At 44.2% G+C, this 15,538-nt stretch carries 13 protein-coding genes and 1 pseudogene; 4 read left to right on the forward strand and 10 right to left on the reverse strand.

What is annotated here, in order from left to right:
* Positions 1 to 127: 127 nt before the first annotated feature.
* Positions 128 to 682: pseudogene (locus tag F6K46_RS13015) on the reverse strand (transposase); the annotation flags it as partial.
* A gap of 118 nt (positions 683 to 800) precedes the next feature.
* Here F6K46_RS13015 and F6K46_RS13020 point away from each other — a divergent pair.
* Positions 801 to 1,271, forward strand: coding sequence for a hypothetical protein (locus F6K46_RS13020; protein ID WP_075903456.1), 471 nt, complete (start codon positions 801 to 803; stop codon positions 1,269 to 1,271).
* A 19-nt stretch (positions 1,272 to 1,290) separates the two neighbouring features.
* On the opposite strand, the gene F6K46_RS13025 is transcribed toward F6K46_RS13020, so the two are convergent.
* Positions 1,291 to 1,707 carry a helix-turn-helix domain-containing protein gene (locus F6K46_RS13025; protein WP_070395180.1) on the reverse strand — a complete coding sequence of 139 codons (417 nt, stop codon included), beginning with the start codon at positions 1,705 to 1,707 and terminating at the stop codon, positions 1,291 to 1,293.
* A gap of 55 nt (positions 1,708 to 1,762) precedes the next feature.
* Between F6K46_RS13025 and F6K46_RS13030 the strand changes: the two genes are divergently transcribed.
* Positions 1,763 to 1,984, forward strand: a complete 222-nt coding sequence (locus F6K46_RS13030) for a hypothetical protein (RefSeq protein ID WP_293059827.1) — start codon at positions 1,763 to 1,765, stop codon at positions 1,982 to 1,984.
* A 215-nt stretch (positions 1,985 to 2,199) separates the two neighbouring features.
* Here the strand turns inward: F6K46_RS13030 and F6K46_RS13035 are convergent, their stop codons facing one another.
* Positions 2,200 to 2,457, reverse strand: coding sequence for a hypothetical protein (locus tag F6K46_RS13035; RefSeq protein WP_293059824.1), 258 nt, complete (start codon positions 2,455 to 2,457; stop codon positions 2,200 to 2,202).
* An 885-nt stretch (positions 2,458 to 3,342) separates the two neighbouring features.
* On the opposite strand from F6K46_RS13035, the gene F6K46_RS13040 reads away from it, so the two are divergent.
* A complete protein-coding gene (locus F6K46_RS13040; RefSeq protein WP_293059821.1) occupies positions 3,343 to 6,675 on the forward strand; it encodes a HEAT repeat domain-containing protein in 3,333 nt (1,110 codons plus the stop codon).
* Between the two features lie 283 nt (positions 6,676 to 6,958).
* On the opposite strand, the gene F6K46_RS13045 is transcribed toward F6K46_RS13040, so the two are convergent.
* The 3 genes from F6K46_RS13045 to F6K46_RS13055 are packed head-to-tail and all read right to left on the reverse strand — an operon-like array spanning position 6,959 to position 8,037.
* On the reverse strand, positions 6,959 to 7,402 hold the full coding sequence (locus F6K46_RS13045; RefSeq protein ID WP_293025515.1) for a ferredoxin: 444 nt from the start codon (positions 7,400 to 7,402) through the stop codon (positions 6,959 to 6,961).
* Positions 7,402 to 7,788 (reverse strand): DUF1257 domain-containing protein, encoded by a 387-nt coding sequence (locus F6K46_RS13050; RefSeq protein WP_293038194.1) that lies wholly within the window; start codon positions 7,786 to 7,788, stop codon positions 7,402 to 7,404. Before F6K46_RS13050 ends, F6K46_RS13045 begins: the two co-directional genes overlap by 1 nt.
* Positions 7,789 to 7,827: 39 nt before the next feature.
* On the reverse strand, positions 7,828 to 8,037 hold the full coding sequence (locus F6K46_RS13055) for a DUF2997 domain-containing protein (RefSeq protein WP_293059841.1): 210 nt from the start codon (positions 8,035 to 8,037) through the stop codon (positions 7,828 to 7,830).
* A 547-nt stretch (positions 8,038 to 8,584) separates the two neighbouring features.
* On the opposite strand from F6K46_RS13055, the gene F6K46_RS13060 reads away from it, so the two are divergent.
* A complete protein-coding gene (locus F6K46_RS13060) occupies positions 8,585 to 9,625 on the forward strand; it encodes a saccharopine dehydrogenase-like oxidoreductase (protein ID WP_293059818.1) in 1,041 nt (346 codons plus the stop codon).
* A gap of 258 nt (positions 9,626 to 9,883) precedes the next feature.
* On the opposite strand, the gene F6K46_RS13065 is transcribed toward F6K46_RS13060, so the two are convergent.
* The 4 genes from F6K46_RS13065 to F6K46_RS13080 form a co-directional block, all read right to left on the reverse strand.
* A complete protein-coding gene (locus F6K46_RS13065) occupies positions 9,884 to 10,483 on the reverse strand; it encodes a hypothetical protein (RefSeq protein WP_293059815.1) in 600 nt (199 codons plus the stop codon).
* Positions 10,484 to 10,677: 194 nt separating this feature from the next.
* Positions 10,678 to 11,895, reverse strand: coding sequence for a type II secretion system F family protein (locus F6K46_RS13070; RefSeq protein WP_293059812.1), 1,218 nt, complete (start codon positions 11,893 to 11,895; stop codon positions 10,678 to 10,680).
* Between the two features lie 291 nt (positions 11,896 to 12,186).
* Positions 12,187 to 13,305, reverse strand: a complete 1,119-nt coding sequence (locus F6K46_RS13075) for a type IV pilus twitching motility protein PilT (protein WP_293059809.1) — start codon at positions 13,303 to 13,305, stop codon at positions 12,187 to 12,189.
* Between the two features lie 98 nt (positions 13,306 to 13,403).
* The gene (locus tag F6K46_RS13080; RefSeq protein ID WP_293059806.1) at positions 13,404 to 15,410 is read right to left on the reverse strand and encodes a GspE/PulE family protein; all 2,007 of its coding nucleotides are present in this window, start codon (positions 15,408 to 15,410) and stop codon (positions 13,404 to 13,406) included.
* Positions 15,411 to 15,538 lie beyond the last annotated feature (128 nt).

Consider the following 15,538-nt stretch of genomic DNA (forward strand, 5'->3'; position numbering starts at 1 on the left):
CAGAACTGATTGGGGCAGCAGTTCCAGAGCTTCAAAGCTATTTGGGATAGCTGGCGGTTTGATTTCCATGGTTCTACACTACTACTCATCCTTCCCTTTTTGTCAACCCCATCACCTGAATGCTTACCCTTTTTCTTCTTACTAACCCGGTTAACTCCAGCTGACAAGTGTTACGGGAGAGTCGCTTGCACTTGTACCCTCCTTGTTGGTAAACTATTTGATTCCTTACCCAAGAATGGCCTCTCTGATATTCCTTCCTAACAAGTCTATGTAGGAGTGAATTGTCCAGAAAAGCTAAGGTTTTAAGCTGTTTACAAAGCTCTTTTTTTATCTTCTGGTTGTCCTTCCCAGGAAACCTTTTGTAAATCTTTTTAATCACCGCTTCAGTACAAGCTGCCTGCTGAGCGGTGATCGCTTTGGCGACATCGCTGACTGTCCACTCCATCAACTTAGAGGGCAGTCCCAATGATTCGGGAGTCCTGAAGCTTCTGACTTCTGGGTATGACTTTTTCCAGTCAAGCCCCCAGTGGCTAATACTCCCCAGCTTGTTGTAAGACTCAGCCCTGACGATGCCAAGCTTTTTCATTGTAGACAGCAACTCAGACTCAACCGCCTCAGTCGTCCCCACAACAGGGACGATTTGAGTTGATATTTTCTTAGTTACTCCTACTTTTTTAGCCATCGTCGTTAATTATCTTGGTACTTTAATGATACCTTAGCGCTATAAAATTGTCAAGTGTCTATTTTGTTGCATAAAATACCGTTTTATACCGTTTTAATGGTCAGGCACAACCTATCTAATGGTGCCGCTTCACTCAGACCAATCTTATACCCAATCCTATTATAGCAAGTCTACACGCTCAACTAGAAACTATTTGTTTTTGGATAGTGAAACAGGTAATAGCAAATGGCTCTTTGCTAAGAATGACTATTTAATTGCTAGCGATCGCTTCATTTCAGGAACTAATGATAAAGAGAATAATAGGCTTAAATCGAAACCAGTTATAGCCGTTTTATACCAAATTATTAAACAAGATACCAATGGTGATGGAAGATTAACAAACAATGATCTGCTCACAATAGCATTTACCCATTTCAATGGTAATGACTATCAGGAAGTCCTAAGTGGAGTAGATAAATTTTTGGGTTACAAGGTTCTAAAAGCAAATAGCCTATTAATTTTGTATCAGCGGGATGGGATTGCCTATTCAGCAAAGGTTTCTCTAGATAATTTCGCTCTCTCCAATGAAAAGGAAATAGCTAAATACTAAAAACCTACCTCACCCCCGCTCAGCTCACCTTAAAATCAGAAATCGTCTCAATCCATACCCGTGCTCCACAATGTAGGGGATTATCTGGGCGATACATGACCCGACAAGGGCCATTGACTTCGACAGTATGACCGTAAGTATTGTTAGAGCCTCGTTTTACCGTAATCACTGGATTGCGTTCGCCGGTCTTGAGATTTTGGCGAATCACTTTCTGATTAACGTGGATGACCGCCTTCGTGTAATTTGTACGCTTTGACCAATTCCGCTTCGGTCCGCGAGTGCCAGGGGTAACGACTGGCATGCCATCAAATAAGGGAATCACCCAAGTTCTACCGACCTTATAAGCTCCTTTAACTCTGCCCTTGCTCAACAGGAAACGGACGCGAGTGGCAGAGATACCTAGTAATTCAGCAGCTTGTGCGGTAGAAATCATCATGGCGGTAAAACCATTGCTTTAACGATATTGTTATTTTAACAGGATTTCTGAAAAGATGCAATGGGTTATGTGGGTTATGTGGGTGTTTAAAAAAACTATTGCATTGTCGCAAGTAAGGCTTTGGTTGGTGCGTTACGGGGCGGGCTGTCCCAGGCAACAGATTGAACATCAAACCAAGCCCGCCCCTAACACACCCTACGCAACATCTCCCCGATTCCCGATTCCCGATTCCCGATTCCCGATTCCCTGTTCCCGATTCCCGATTCCTGATTCCTGATTCCCTAATCAAAATAAAAAAAATTCGGTCAAGTTCTGGTTAATTCCAATCCTTGACCGAATTATTTCTTGTAATAGTCAAGAGCCCTAGGAACCTTGACTATGTGTTCACCAAATCAACAACATACTAACTTAGGTTTCAGACTTTAGACGTCGTACTTTCTCCTCAGTTTTTTCCTTGTTGTCAGGGATTGGAATCCCTGACAACTTGCTATCTTAATCTACCAACAGATGTCGAATCAAAATACTGATCACCTCACCAGGATTTCCGGTAGGTTGAGGAGCGCTCCACTCATGAACTTGGGCGTAGCCACGGCTATAAAGATTATAGATTGTGACCCGGACGGTTTTGGGAGAACCGATCAATATATGTTTGATTTGCTCCCGTCCTGGCTGGGGTTGGCCAAATAATTCAGGGAAATTAGGATTGTTGGGATTATACTCAAAATTTGGGAGAAAGTTTTCGATGTCCATAATGTTTTTTGCTGTTGTTTTTGGGACATTTTTATGTTAATAAATGATTATTTATTTTGTCAAGTATTTTTCAACATTTTTTTTAGATTTTTTTTCGGGAGGGGGTATATATAAAAAAACTAGATTAGTATTTTTTGGCTGATATTTTTAATTAGCGTTCGCTTTTAGCGGAAGCTGAGGCCAAAGGCCACGCTTTGCGTTCGCGTAGCGTCGGCTTTGCCGAAACGCTTCATCGCGTAGCGGCTCTTTCAGAGCATCGCATTTAATTTGAGACTGTAATCATGGGATAGTTTAGCGGATCAGACTATCGCCTTTTTTTAGGGATTATGAATTAGGGATGATGAATTAGAGTAATGGTGTTAGATTGGAGGAGTCCGGAAATCTCTCTAGTTTGTCCCCCTTTCATGCGGGATATAATGGGGAATAAAACCCTTTCTATGCCATTTTCTAGTACGATCCCCCCCAGCCCCCCTTAATAAGGGGGGAGTCCGGAAATCTATCTACTTTTTCTCCCTTTCATGCGGGATATAATCGGGGATGAAACCCTTTATATGCCATTTTCTAGTACGATCCCCCCCAGCCCCCCTTAATAAGGGGGGAGTCCGGAAATCTATCTACTTTTTCCCCATTCCATGCGGGATATAATCGGGGATGAAACCCTTTATATGCCATTTTCTAGTACGATCCCCCCCAGCCCCCCTTAATAAGGGGGGAGTCCGGAAATCTATCTACTTTTTCTCCCTTTACTTAATAAGAGTGAAGTCCGGAAATCGCTCTGTAAAGTCCCCCTTATTAAGGGGGATTTAGGGGGATCACAACCCATGCAAAAAACCTGCTCCCGAAATTGCTATAATTAAACCAATCGAACATAATTACCTATAAATTATGGCAGCATTGTCCCTTTTGGCTGGTTTGGAACTATCGCAAATAGCGCCACCATTGTTAAGTATTGTTGCTAAAGAAGCAGGTAAACGCTTAACTCAAGCCTTGACGAAAAGCGATATCGAAAAAGCTATCAAAGCCGGAGCAGAAGCGGTTGATCAATGGGACAAACAACTGGATAGTCAACAGCGCTTATTTTTTTACGCTCCCCCGGATGGCTGGAAGGGAGTTAGTAGGTTTTTGCACGAGTATTTTACTAACCCGGCTGTTTTGGCGGAATTACAGAAACCGTTACTTCATCAAGGTAAGCCAGACCGGGATATTTTAAGCACGGTATTTCAACAAGAAGCTGAATCCAAGACTATTAAACTAAATCAAGACAGTCTCAAGCCTTGGATAGAGACATTTATTAATGCTTATTTTCAGCATACGGATACTTATATAAAATTTCAGGTAGCTAAACAAGATTATAATCAACAGTTAGCTAACTGGTATGATGATGTCAAATTTGCTGGCATTGCTGTGCCTGGGCAAGAAGTAGAAAAATCCGAGAAGTTAGCCCAGATTTTTGTAATGCCAGATGTAGTGGAAGACGTATCAACTGCTCGCCCTTGGGAGCGGGAGTTGTTAACAGTTGGTAGTGGAGAAAATCCAGAAAGGCTACTATTGGAAAAGACAACTGGCCGGAAATTCTTGGCTGAGCAGTTATTGAGCCAAAGTCAGTCGAGACGAGTGGTAATCTTGGGTGCCCCAGGCTCTGGTAAAACCACCTTGATGAGCTATTTTGCAGTAATGTTAGCTCAGGGAAATCCTGAGGTTTTGGGATTAAAGGGTGATACCGACTGGTTACCGATTTTAATCAGGATGCGAGACTTTGCCAGAGATCTCGATAAAAGCCTAATCGACTATGCTCGGATATTTGCTGAAAACACCATGTCAGTGAAACCGTTACCAGTGGGATTTTTTGAGCATTGGTTATCTGATGGTAGAGCCTTGATATTGCTGGATGGTTTGGATGAAGTCGCAGAAGAGGCTAAACGCCATGATGTAGTCAAGCGCATCGAGAATTTTTTAGGACAGTTTGACAGAAATCGCGCTATTATTACATCTAGACCGGCTGGTTATCGGCGCGACTTTTTCCGCACTGAGGAATTTCCCCACTATCAAATCCAACCCTTTGATGACCAGAAGATTTCCGCATTTATTGATAACTGGTATAACAGTCGGTTTCAAGACCAAGCAGAAGCCGAAAGGCGCAAGGAGAGTTTACGAAAAGCCCTGGATGATAATGACCGGATTACCTTGTTGGCACGGAATCCGTTACTGTTGACAATTATTGCATTAATTCATCGGTATCAAGCAGTATTGCCCAAAGAACGGTTTGAGCTTTATAATTGCGCAGTCAAAACCTTGTTAACCTCTTGGGATGCTAATAAAGAAATCAGCAATCAGGGAATATTTAAGTATCTAGATTTATATGATTTGCGTCGATTGATGGAATTGCTGGCTTATTGGATTCATCGCCAAGGAAATAGTGAATATAACGAAGGCGGCACGCTGATTAACCAAGATGATTTGATTGCTCAGTTGAGTCAGCAGATTAAAACCTTGAAACAGGTGCAGTTATATCAAGCTAAAGAAGAAGCAGAAGTATTTTTAACCTTGATTCGCGACCGCACTAGCTTGTTGAATGAGCAGGGGCAAGATTATTATGGGTTTGTCCATAAAACTTTTCAGGAATATTTGTGTGCTGAAGAGATTAACTATCAAGCCGAGAATGAGTATGATTTCGATATTGTTTTGAATCATATTCGGGAGCATTTACATGACTCCCACTGGCGCGAAGTGTTACTATTGCTGATAGCACAACAAAAACCGAAAAATGCGGCAAAGGCAATTCGAGCAGTATTGACTAATAATAGTAACTATGAGCAGTGGTTACATCGGGATTTGTTGTTTGCTGGTAATTGTTTGGCAGAAGACCCGAAGAATTTGCGTGGTGCTGATCGTGAGTTAGTGCAAGAGATTTTAGAGCGGTTGGTTGAGTTGGAGGTGAGTAGTGAGGAGCGGGTTGGGGAGATGGTTTACGAGCAGGTTTTTCAAAGAATTTGTAGTTTGTATGACACGGATTTTGAGGCACAGGTATTGGAATTGTTGAAAGAGCGAACAGATTTAATTGATGAGACACGATTGCTTAACTATCGATACGAGTTAGGGGAAAAGGAACAGGTAATTACAATATTGCTAGCACGGCTAAAAGATGAGAATTCTGATGTACGTAGGGAAGCCGCCTATGCTTTGGGCAAATTCGGAAATAGCTCAGAAACTGTAATCAATGCCCTGATCACAAGGCTTGAAGATGAGAATTCTAGTGTCCGTAGGAGGGCAGCCAATGCCTTGGGCAGATTCGGCAACAGCTCAGAAACAGTAGTCAGCCGTCTCCTAGCTTTGCTTCAGGATGAGAATTCAGATGTGCGTGGTATGGCAGCCTTTGCCTTGCGCATATTGGACAAGAGCTTAGAAACCTTAGTCAGCGCCCTCCTACCTTTGCTTCAGGATGAGAATTCGAATGTACGTGGGGAGGCAGCCTTTGCCTTGGGTAATTTGGGAAACAGCTCAGAAACAGTAGTCAGCCCCCTCCTAGCTTTGCTTCAGGATCCCGATTATCATGTACGTATAGAGGCGGCCAGAGCCTTGGGTAATTTGGGAAACAGCTCAGAAACAGTAGTCAGCCCCCTCCTAGCTTTGCTTCAAGATCAGAATTCTAATGTGCGTGGGTGGACAGCCTCAGCCTTAGGGAATTTGGGAAACAGCTCAGAAACAGTAGTCAACGCCCTCCTAGCTCTGATTCAGCATCCCGATTATCATGTACGTGGGGAGGCAGCCAGAGCCTTGGGCAAATTGGGCAATAGCTCAGAAACTATAGTCAGCGTCCTACTACCACAGCTTCAGGATTCGAATGATCATGTGCGTTGGTTGACAGTCGTAGGTTTGGGCGAATTGGGCAACAGCTCAGAACCTGTAATAAATGCCCTGGTGGGACGACTTCAAGATCCCGATTCCGCTGTGCGTTGGTGGACAGCCGAAGCATTGGGGAATTTGGGCAACAGCTCAGAAACCGTCGTCAACGCTCTAATAGCAAGGCTTCAGGATCAGCATTCTAATGTCCGTAGGAGGGCAGCCCAAGCCTTGTGCAAATTGGCCGAAACATCCAATCATATCCTCCCTACTATCATGGAATGGATTGAACAACACCAGGATTCCGACTATGTGGGCAGAAGTATTGATGCCCTGCGGTATTTGCTTGTAAGACGGGAATTAGGGAATAGGGAGTAGGGAGTAGTAAGAAAGAGATCTAAAGAATTTTTGATTTTGTGAGAAATTAAGATATTGCTGTGCTATAATTTAATATTATTCATTTTTAATGTATTGTTGTTGTTGAATGCGATCGCGTAGCGGCTCTTTCAGAGCATCGCATTTTCCCTACTCCCTACTCCCTACTCCCTGCTCCCTAAAATCAAACCATTGCGATAACACAACATAAAACCCTCAACAGCTCTAAGCCATCGAGGATTTGGTAATATTAAAAGCTGAAAGCTGATGGCTGATAGCTGAATGCTTACCGTTTTTTCCTACGCTTCCTTGCCAGCTTCCTCTCCTTAATTTTGGCAGCCACAACACTTGGTTCAATAGGCAATCCTGCTCTAGGAATTACCTGATATTGTCGCTCGTCTTCTAGATTTTTAAGCTTAGTGTAATCAACCCAGTGGATACAATCTACTGGACAAGTGTCTATCGCTTCTTGTATCACGTCTTCTGGGTCGCCATCTTGCCGAAAAACCCGGGATCTACCGTGGTCGGCTTCCATATAAAACGTATTGCGAGCGACGTGGGCGCAGTGTTTACAGCCAATGCAGGTAATTTCATCAACGTAAACACCTTTTTGTCGCAGAATACCCCCTAGCTCTGGCTCAAAACCAGACCGCTCTGGAGCATCTCGAAAGACACCCCCTAACTCTGGTTCTAAACCCGAACGCTCTGGCGTCGGTGAGAACTCAGACATTACGCGCTCCAGCGTTGTACCACGAGACGAATTGAACCATCTTTATTATCTTGTTGCTCAGCAACCTCAAAACCTTGCTTAGCAGTTTCCTTCATTACTGTGTTGTAAGCGTAACGCTGGGTTACCCTTTGTAGGAAACCATCTACAGACCAAGGCTGTTGCCAATACTGAAAATCAGCAACAAGTTCGTAGGCGTTACCATTCCAACTAAAACCGATGTCGTAGTCATTCTCTTGCTCAATCACTACTTCAGCAGTGCGAGTTTGGCCTTGATAACCGCGCACAGGGCTAGGACCAGATTGCCAATCAATCCCTAAGTCATTTAAAGCAGTTTCTAGGGATGAACGGTTACGGATTTGGGTTTTGATAGTGCTGAAATGAGACATGTTTGGTAATTAAACTAATTTACTAACTGGAACACAAATTTACCAATGGCTAACCGTAGCTTGAGTTGTCGCTGTTGCCGACAGTTCAAGCTTTTGGTCGAAGTAATCTGATGTTTTCTCAACATATACGACTCGTCCTAGCTGAGCTTCAATAGCAGCTGTTACCTCTGCGCAAGATGCTCCGATGATCCCAGTGACTTTTTCCTGGACTCGACCATCTGGATAAATTACAAACTCTAATGTTTCCATAGTCGCCTTAGTGCTCGGTTTATGCCTATTTAGAGGTTGTGGCACCGGTTGTTGCACCAGTCCAGGAGTATCTAATCCCGGATTGATATCACTGATCACTGACCAGTGCTATAGCTGGTCACTAATCAAATGATAATAATTCAGATCATGGCGCAAACAACATTAACATAAGTTTATAGTAAATCGAGTGTTTACTTTAATATTTTGTTAGTTTCTCGTAACTTTAGGGAATAGTCAAGGGGTGGTATAACCCAAAAATGGTTTATTAACAAGTAAGCTATCAGCTATCAGCTATCAGCTATCAGCTCTCAGCTCTCAGCTTTCAGCTTTCAGCTATCAGCTATCAGGTATCAGCTATCAGCTATCAGCTTTCAGCTTTCAGTTTTCAGCTAAAGGCTGAGGGCTGACGGCTGAGGGCTGACGGCTGACGGCTGACGGCTGACGGCTGACGGCTGAGATTAACAAAATGTAGAGAATTGAGGGTACTGGGCAAAGTATGAAGTATGAAGTATGAATTATTAAAGTTCGGCTAAAGAGTCTATAAGTTATGAGTGAAACGCAAGTCAGAGGTGTAAATAACCCGAAAACCGCCAATCCCAATGGATTAGAGCGAATCAGAGTGGGAGTTTTAGGCTTTGGGGGATTAGGTCAAGCCGCTACCAGAGTCTTAGCTCCCAAGGGAGAAATGCTTTGGGTAGCAGCAGCTGACCGCAAAGGTTATGTTTATGACGCAGCTGGGTTAAATCCTGACCGTTGTATCCAGACCTACCAATCCCAAGGTTCATTGGGTTATGTAGAACCAGGTGGCACTTTAAGTAGCAACAGTATCGAAGACTTAATCCAAAACGCGACAGTAGATGGATATTTCCTAGCACTGCCAAATTTACCGAATACCTTTATGGCATCGGTAGTTAAGCAATTTATTCAATCGGGTTGGCAGGGAGTGTTAGTAGATGCTCTCAAGCGCACTAGTGCTGTAGAACAACTGTTGCAACTGCAAGATGAATTGCAAGCCGCTGGAATTACCTATATGACTGGCTGCGGTGCGACACCAGGACTATTGACCGCTGCTGCTGCGATCGCATCTCAAAGCTATGCCGAGATTCACAGTGTCAAGATTACCTTTGGGGTAGGGATTGCTAACTGGGAAGCCTATCGAGCAACCATTCGAGAAGATATTGCTCACCTTCCCGGTTATGATGTAGAACGAGCCAAAGCCATGAGTGATGCTGAAGTCGAAGCGTTATTAGATCAAACCCAAGGCATCATCAGCCTAGAGAATATGGAACATGCTGATGATGTGATGCTGGAACTAGCAGGGATTTGCTCACGCGATCGCGTTTCTGTTGGTGGTGTCGTTGATACCCGCAATCCTAAAAAACCCCTCAGTACCAATGTCCAAATCACAGGTCGCACCTTTGAGGGTAAGATTTCCACTCACACCTTTACCCTTGGTGATGAAACCAGTATGGCGGCTAATGTCTGTGGTCCCGCCTTTGGCTATCTAAAAGCAGGAGTTTCCCTACATCACAAGGGTATTTATGGTCTATTGACTGCTGCTGAAGTCATGCCGCAGTTTGTGAAATAGTCGGGAGTAGGGAGTAGGGAGTAGGGAGTAGGGAGTAGGGAATAGGGAGTAGGGAAGTTAGAAAAGGGATCCCCCCTAACCCCCCTTAATAAGGGGGGAACGGAAGAGGGAAAAAATCCTGTTTACTTGTCTATAGCTGAGAAAAACGCTATAATCAAATAATTTCCTGATAATTACCCTTAATCAAAATCTCCCCACCTCCCTATCTCCCCACCTCCCTATCTCCCCACCTCCCCATCTCCCTATCTCCCCACCTCCCTATCTCCCCATCTCCTCACCCTCTTCCACTAAGCTGGATTTTTCCTCCTGTTCCAGATTAATCGCATCGGTCGTTTGTACCACAAATGGTAAACTAGCCCCTAGTAAGCCTCGCTGAATCCGTTGGGGTGTCTCTGGGAAAACCACAAACAGGGGATAGATACGGTTTACGCCATCACTGAGAATGTGTTGATAGCCAGGAGGCATTAGCCACTCATAGTCTTTGTCTAGTAAAACTTGGGTCTGACGCCAGCGACTGAGCAAGTCAGAGAAGTCTTCATGGGGGCGATGGATAAATAGAACAATCTCTATCTCCATCTTGATTTTCCATTCGGGATCACACATTACCATAGCTAGATCACAGGGTAAAGCTACAGTTTCGGTGATCGTGCCATGGCTAACACTTTTATGCCCTAAGGAGGATGGCGAGTGACGAATTCTCACCACTGGCAAGGGAATGGTGATCACACTCTCGTAAGGTCGGCGCATACTAGGAATCATTTCCAGGTAAGGTCGATAGGATTTCAGGAGTGCGATCGCACCATCATGGTTACTATACTCTGCTAGCCAAGCTTCGTAATCAGATTTCTGAACAGGCATCGAATTAAGCTGTTGCGCATTTAAATTGGATATTATTCAGTTAGAAAAAAACCGTCAAACCCTATCCCATGCTCCTATTCCCCCCTTAATTAAGGGGGGTTAGGGGGGATCCGATTCCCCCCTTAATTAAGGGGGGTTAGGGGGGATCCCTGCTGCCCTGCTGTCAGAACCATTGAATTTAAATTAAGACCAGCTTAGCCCATAGTTTCAAACACTTTAAACATTGGTAGATACATAGATATCAAGATCACACCAACCATGCCTCCCAAAACCACAATCATAATTGGTTCCAAGATACTAGTTAGTGCTTTAACCGCTTGCTCCACTTCATCTTCATAGAAGTCAGCAACTTTCATCACCATAGAATCCAACTCACCCGTCTCTTCACCAATACTAATCATTTGAATTGCTAAAGGAGGAAAAATATTTTCTCGTTGTAAAGCGAGGCTAATCATTCCACCCTGTTGAATCTCATTCTTCGCTGAGTTAATAGCATTAGAAATTACCTGGTTACCCGCTGTATCTCTGACAATATCTAAGGAATTCAGGATCGGTACTCCCGAACGAGTTAAGGAGCCAAACACTCGGCAAAAGCGAGCTACAGAGCCTTTTTCATTCAACTCACCAAATAGAGGCAGTTTCAACTGCAAACCATCAATTTGTAACTTACCCATGGGGGTTTTGTAGTAATACTTGAAAGCGGTAACTAATACAATTACAACAACAATAGGAATCAGAACTTTCCAACTTCTGAGGATGCCGCTCAACCATAGCATAAATCTGGTTAAAACTGGCAATTCGGTTCCTAAATCTTGAAATATCCCAGCAAAGATTGGGATCAGAAACATCGTCATTGCCAGAAAAACCAGTAGGGCTAAAAATCCTACCACAGTAGGGTAAGCCATAGCTGATTTGATTTGGTTTTGCAGGCGATTCATATCTTCGAGCAGCTTAGCTAATCGGTTGAGCACTTCATCAAGTACACCCCCAACCTCTCCAGCCTGAACCATACTCACATAAAGATCATCAAAACAATCTGGATGCTTACGCATGGCATCTGATAGATTAGTGCCTTGTTGGACCTCAGCACTGATGTTCATCAACGCCTTTTTCAGCTTAGGATTAGAACACTGTTCCCCTAAAACCCCAAGACATCGGACGATCGCCACACCAGCATTAACCATAGCGGCAAACTGACGAGAAAAGACCGCTTTGTCTTTGATCGTGACATTGGTAAATTTTTCAGAAAGGCTTGATAGGCTAAAGTCAATATCTAAGCTTTTCTTGACGCTGCCAACAGTAGCATACCGATGTTCTAGCATGCTGCGGGCTTGTTCAGGAGTAGCAGCGTCAATTTTTTCTTTTTTGGATTTGCCTGATTTGTCCCGAACTTGAGCAATAAAAGTAGGCATGGCTTTTTTCTAGATTAAGTCTAATAGCAAGTTTTATGATAAGAGTAGTTGCTTCCTCTAGACTAGGGATAAGCCGTCAGCCCTGAGCTTTTAGCTCACGCTACGCGAACAGCTGTCAGCCGTCAGCTTAAAATAAACCTCGAAAGGGATAATTTAATATTAAGAGATTTTAGAGAATTGAAAGTCTGGGCAAAAGCCGATCAAAGCATATGCACCTCAAGTAGCGCATTAGCTGATAGCACCTCAAGTAGCGTGCGCGTAGCGCTTAAGCTGATAGCTGATAGCTTACGACTAGCGGGTCGCCTTTGCTCTACCGCCCTTAGAATTCATCCCTCCAGAACCAGCAAGGATACGCTGCAATTCATCCGGTTTAGAACTTTTACTAAGTCCTGCTTCCAAAGAGATCAAGCCAGATTTCACCTGATAAGCTAAAGCTTGTTCCAGGGTCTGCATTCCCAATTTCATACCGGTTTGGATAGCAGAGTAAACTTGAGAAGTTTTTCCTTCCCGGATCAGGTTAGAAATAGCTGGTGTCACTACCATGATTTCCTGAGCCATAGTCCGACCAAACTCACCAGGTTTAGGATTTTTCTTTGGTACTAGACATTGACTAAATACTGCAATCAAAGAGTTAGACAGTTGAGCTCGGATTTGAGCTTGCTGTCCAGATGGAAACACATCAATAATCCTGTCTACAGTTTGAGCAGCTGAGTTAGTGTGTAGTGTTCCAAATACTAAGTGACCAGTTTCAGCTGCGGAAATAGCTAGACCAATAGTTTCCATATCCCGCATTTCACCAACCAAAATCACATCCGGGTCTTCCCGCAGTGCCCCCTTCAGGGCATTGGCAAAGCTCTTAGTATCTTCACCTTTTTGACGTTGGTGAATCAAGCTCTTGACGTTAGGAAACACATATTCTATCGGGTCTTCCACTGTCAGAATATGTTCTGCCCTAGTGCGGTTAATTAAATCAATCATGGCTGCTAGGGTAGTGGTTTTCCCAGAACCAGTCGGTCCGGTGACCAATACCATTCCCCTTGGTCGTTCACTCATAGACCGCACCACATCCGGTAAACCCAATTTGTCAAAATTAGGAATCTTGGAAGACAACGCCCTCAAGCAAGCCGCATAGCAACCCCGTTCTTTGTAAACATTGACACGGAAGCGAGCCAACCCCTTGACACCATAGGAACAATCAAGTTCCCAGTTTTGCTCCAATTCCTTACGCTGGGAATTGTTAAGCATACTGAAAATCAATCGCTGACAGGCTTGAGGGTTCAGGGCTTCTTCATCAATGGGTTGGAGTTTACCACTGACGCGGAAGTAGACTGGCGCACCCGCTTGGATGTGCATATCTGACCCCCCCATCTCAATCATCTGCTCCATCAAGTCTTCAATCATCAGTTCCATAATCTTCTCTCCCTTAAAAACCTCAGTAGTAGTTAGTGATTAGTCATTAGTCAAAATAAAATAGCCAATTGTTAATTAACAATTAACTAATAACTAATTTAATTTTGAAAACGCGGTGTCATACAGTAAGGACAGTCTAGCCACTCCGGCTGTAATTGAGCTGAGCAAGTGGCACAGGTCAGAGAACTCTTGCGCTTAGCTTTCAGTTCTGCCTCTAAGCCGGAATCAGTAAAGGTTACTCGTTCCACTTCTTCAAAGGTGGTGTAACCTTCCTTTACCAAATTCAAGCTATAGGCTAATATGGTGATCATCCCTTCCTCTACAGCAGCTTCCTTAATCTCCTCCGTGGGGGCACCTTCGTTGATTAAGGCTTGCAGGTTTTCAGAGATGCGCATAACTTCATAAACACCAACCCGTCCTTTGTAACCAATACCATTACAGGTTTTACAGAGTGTACCTTGTGCCCTAGCTTCAGCAATTTGCTCCGGTGTGAGGGTATTGGCGCGATAGATGGTAATCCCCCCTTCTCTAGAGGATGATAAACCATAGCGCGCTAGTTCCGCAGAACTTGGTTGGTAAGAAATGCGGCAATTGGAACAAACACGCCGCATCAATCGTTGAGCTAACACTCCCAGCAAGGCACCAGAAACCATGAAGGGTTCAACACCCATTTCATCTAAACGAGCGATCGCACCAGCCGCATCATTAGTGTGTAGAGTAGTCAAGACCAAGTGACCAGTCAAAGCTGCTTCAATCGCGGTTTTAGCTGTTTCTTTGTCTCGGGTCTCACCCACCAGAATCACGTCCGGGTCTTGGCGCAGAAAGGCTCGTAGAATTGAGGCAAAATCCATGCCTTTTTCCCGGATAACTTGGACTTGGGTAATCCCAGGTAACGAATACTCAATTGGGTCTTCTGCAGTACTAATATTCACCCCAGGGTCATTACGTTCTGCCAGAATTGAATACAAGGTGGTTGATTTCCCCGATCCCGTCGGACCCGTCACCAAGATTAATCCAAAGGGACGCTTAGCCATTTCCCTCACCAATTCTAAGGTGTCTGGGTCTGTGATCAACTTATCCAAGCCCAACTGGGTGGATTCGTTATCTAGGATCCGCAGAACCACCTTTTCTCCATAACGACTGGGCAAGGTATTGACCCGAAAGTCAACTTTCCGCCCCTGGAACATACGCCGAATTTTACCGTCTTGGGGTAAGCGTCTTTCAGCAATGTCGAGATCTGCCATAATTTTGAAACGAGCCGCCACTGCTGTATGTATTCGCTGTGGTAAGGCATCAAAGGCTTGACGCAGTACCCCATCTTTGCGATAGCGCACCCGCAACTGATCCTCTTGGGGTTCGATGTGAATGTCAGAAACCCCTTCTTGTAAAGCCTTAGCCAGGATTTTGTTGACCAGGTTGATGATCGGAGCCCCCCCTGCCTCATTCAAAGAAGAATCTAGGTCTGCTTCCGCTTCCTCTGGGGCATCCTGTAAACTCTCAAATGAGCCTAAATTTTCTAAATCCTCCTTTACATCTACGGATTTTTGTTGATCTAGTTGCTTTTGCCGTGCCAACTGATCGTCAAGATACTGACTAATGATTTGCTGATAGTCTTCCTTAGTGATGACCATCCGTTTCAACTTGATTCCCTGAGGTCGTAGAATCCGATTCAAATCATCCTGGGCTTCTAAATCATCAGGAGAAACCATTGCCACCAAAACCGATGGCGGCTCAGTTTCATGCTTAGATATCGGGAGCAGGTGATAGCGACGGCAAATATCAATAGGAATCAGGGTTTCGATCAAGCCACCGACTTGCTGAGTAGAAATATCACTAATTTCGGGATCTAGAGACTCAACACCAAAAAGAACTTTCAGTTCAAACAACTGCTGTTTCTTGTATTGGCGGATCAAGTCCGGTGGTAACTGACGTCCGGTCATTGCTTCGATGACTTCCGTCAGGGGTCTTCCGGACTTGCGAGTTTCCAGCCAAGCTTCCTGCATCTGGTCAGCATTAACGTAACCAGCCTGAATCAGTTTATTGCCAAAGGGAGAAAAATCGTTACGGACTACTAGGGCGCGTCGTTGAGATGAGGAGTAAGTCATGACGGAATAGGAAGTCTCCTTACTTTACACAGTATTCCCAAAAGCCTTATGTTAAGTGACATAGGAGTGGCAGCCACTCCCTTATTTTTACGTTTTAGTTAGATTGACGGATTAGGATAATTTGTCTT

The sequence above is a fragment of the Moorena sp. SIO3E8 genome (assembly GCF_010692445.1).
GTDB classification, from domain to species: Bacteria; Cyanobacteriota; Cyanobacteriia; order Cyanobacteriales; family Coleofasciculaceae; genus Moorena; species Moorena bouillonii.

Coding starts and splice junctions, on each gene's coding strand:
- F6K46_RS13080 (WP_293059806.1), bottom strand. CDS start 15,410: ATGACTTACTCCTCATCTCAACGACGCGCCCTAGTAGTCCGTAACGAT.
- F6K46_RS13075 (WP_293059809.1), bottom strand. CDS start 13,305: ATGGAACTGATGATTGAAGACTTGATGGAGCAGATGATTGAGATGGGG.
- F6K46_RS13070 (WP_293059812.1), bottom strand. CDS start 11,895: ATGCCTACTTTTATTGCTCAAGTTCGGGACAAATCAGGCAAATCCAAA.
- F6K46_RS13020 (WP_075903456.1), top strand. CDS start 801: ATGGTGCCGCTTCACTCAGACCAATCTTATACCCAATCCTATTATAGC.
- F6K46_RS13060 (WP_293059818.1), top strand. CDS start 8,585: ATGAGTGAAACGCAAGTCAGAGGTGTAAATAACCCGAAAACCGCCAAT.
- F6K46_RS13040 (WP_293059821.1), top strand. CDS start 3,343: ATGGCAGCATTGTCCCTTTTGGCTGGTTTGGAACTATCGCAAATAGCG.
- F6K46_RS13065 (WP_293059815.1), bottom strand. CDS start 10,483: ATGCCTGTTCAGAAATCTGATTACGAAGCTTGGCTAGCAGAGTATAGT.
- F6K46_RS13030 (WP_293059827.1), top strand. CDS start 1,763: ATGCAATGGGTTATGTGGGTTATGTGGGTGTTTAAAAAAACTATTGCA.
- F6K46_RS13025 (WP_070395180.1), bottom strand. CDS start 1,707: ATGATGATTTCTACCGCACAAGCTGCTGAATTACTAGGTATCTCTGCC.
- F6K46_RS13035 (WP_293059824.1), bottom strand. CDS start 2,457: ATGGACATCGAAAACTTTCTCCCAAATTTTGAGTATAATCCCAACAAT.
- F6K46_RS13045 (WP_293025515.1), bottom strand. CDS start 7,402: ATGTCTGAGTTCTCACCGACGCCAGAGCGTTCGGGTTTAGAACCAGAG.
- F6K46_RS13055 (WP_293059841.1), bottom strand. CDS start 8,037: ATGGAAACATTAGAGTTTGTAATTTATCCAGATGGTCGAGTCCAGGAA.
- F6K46_RS13050 (WP_293038194.1), bottom strand. CDS start 7,788: ATGTCTCATTTCAGCACTATCAAAACCCAAATCCGTAACCGTTCATCC.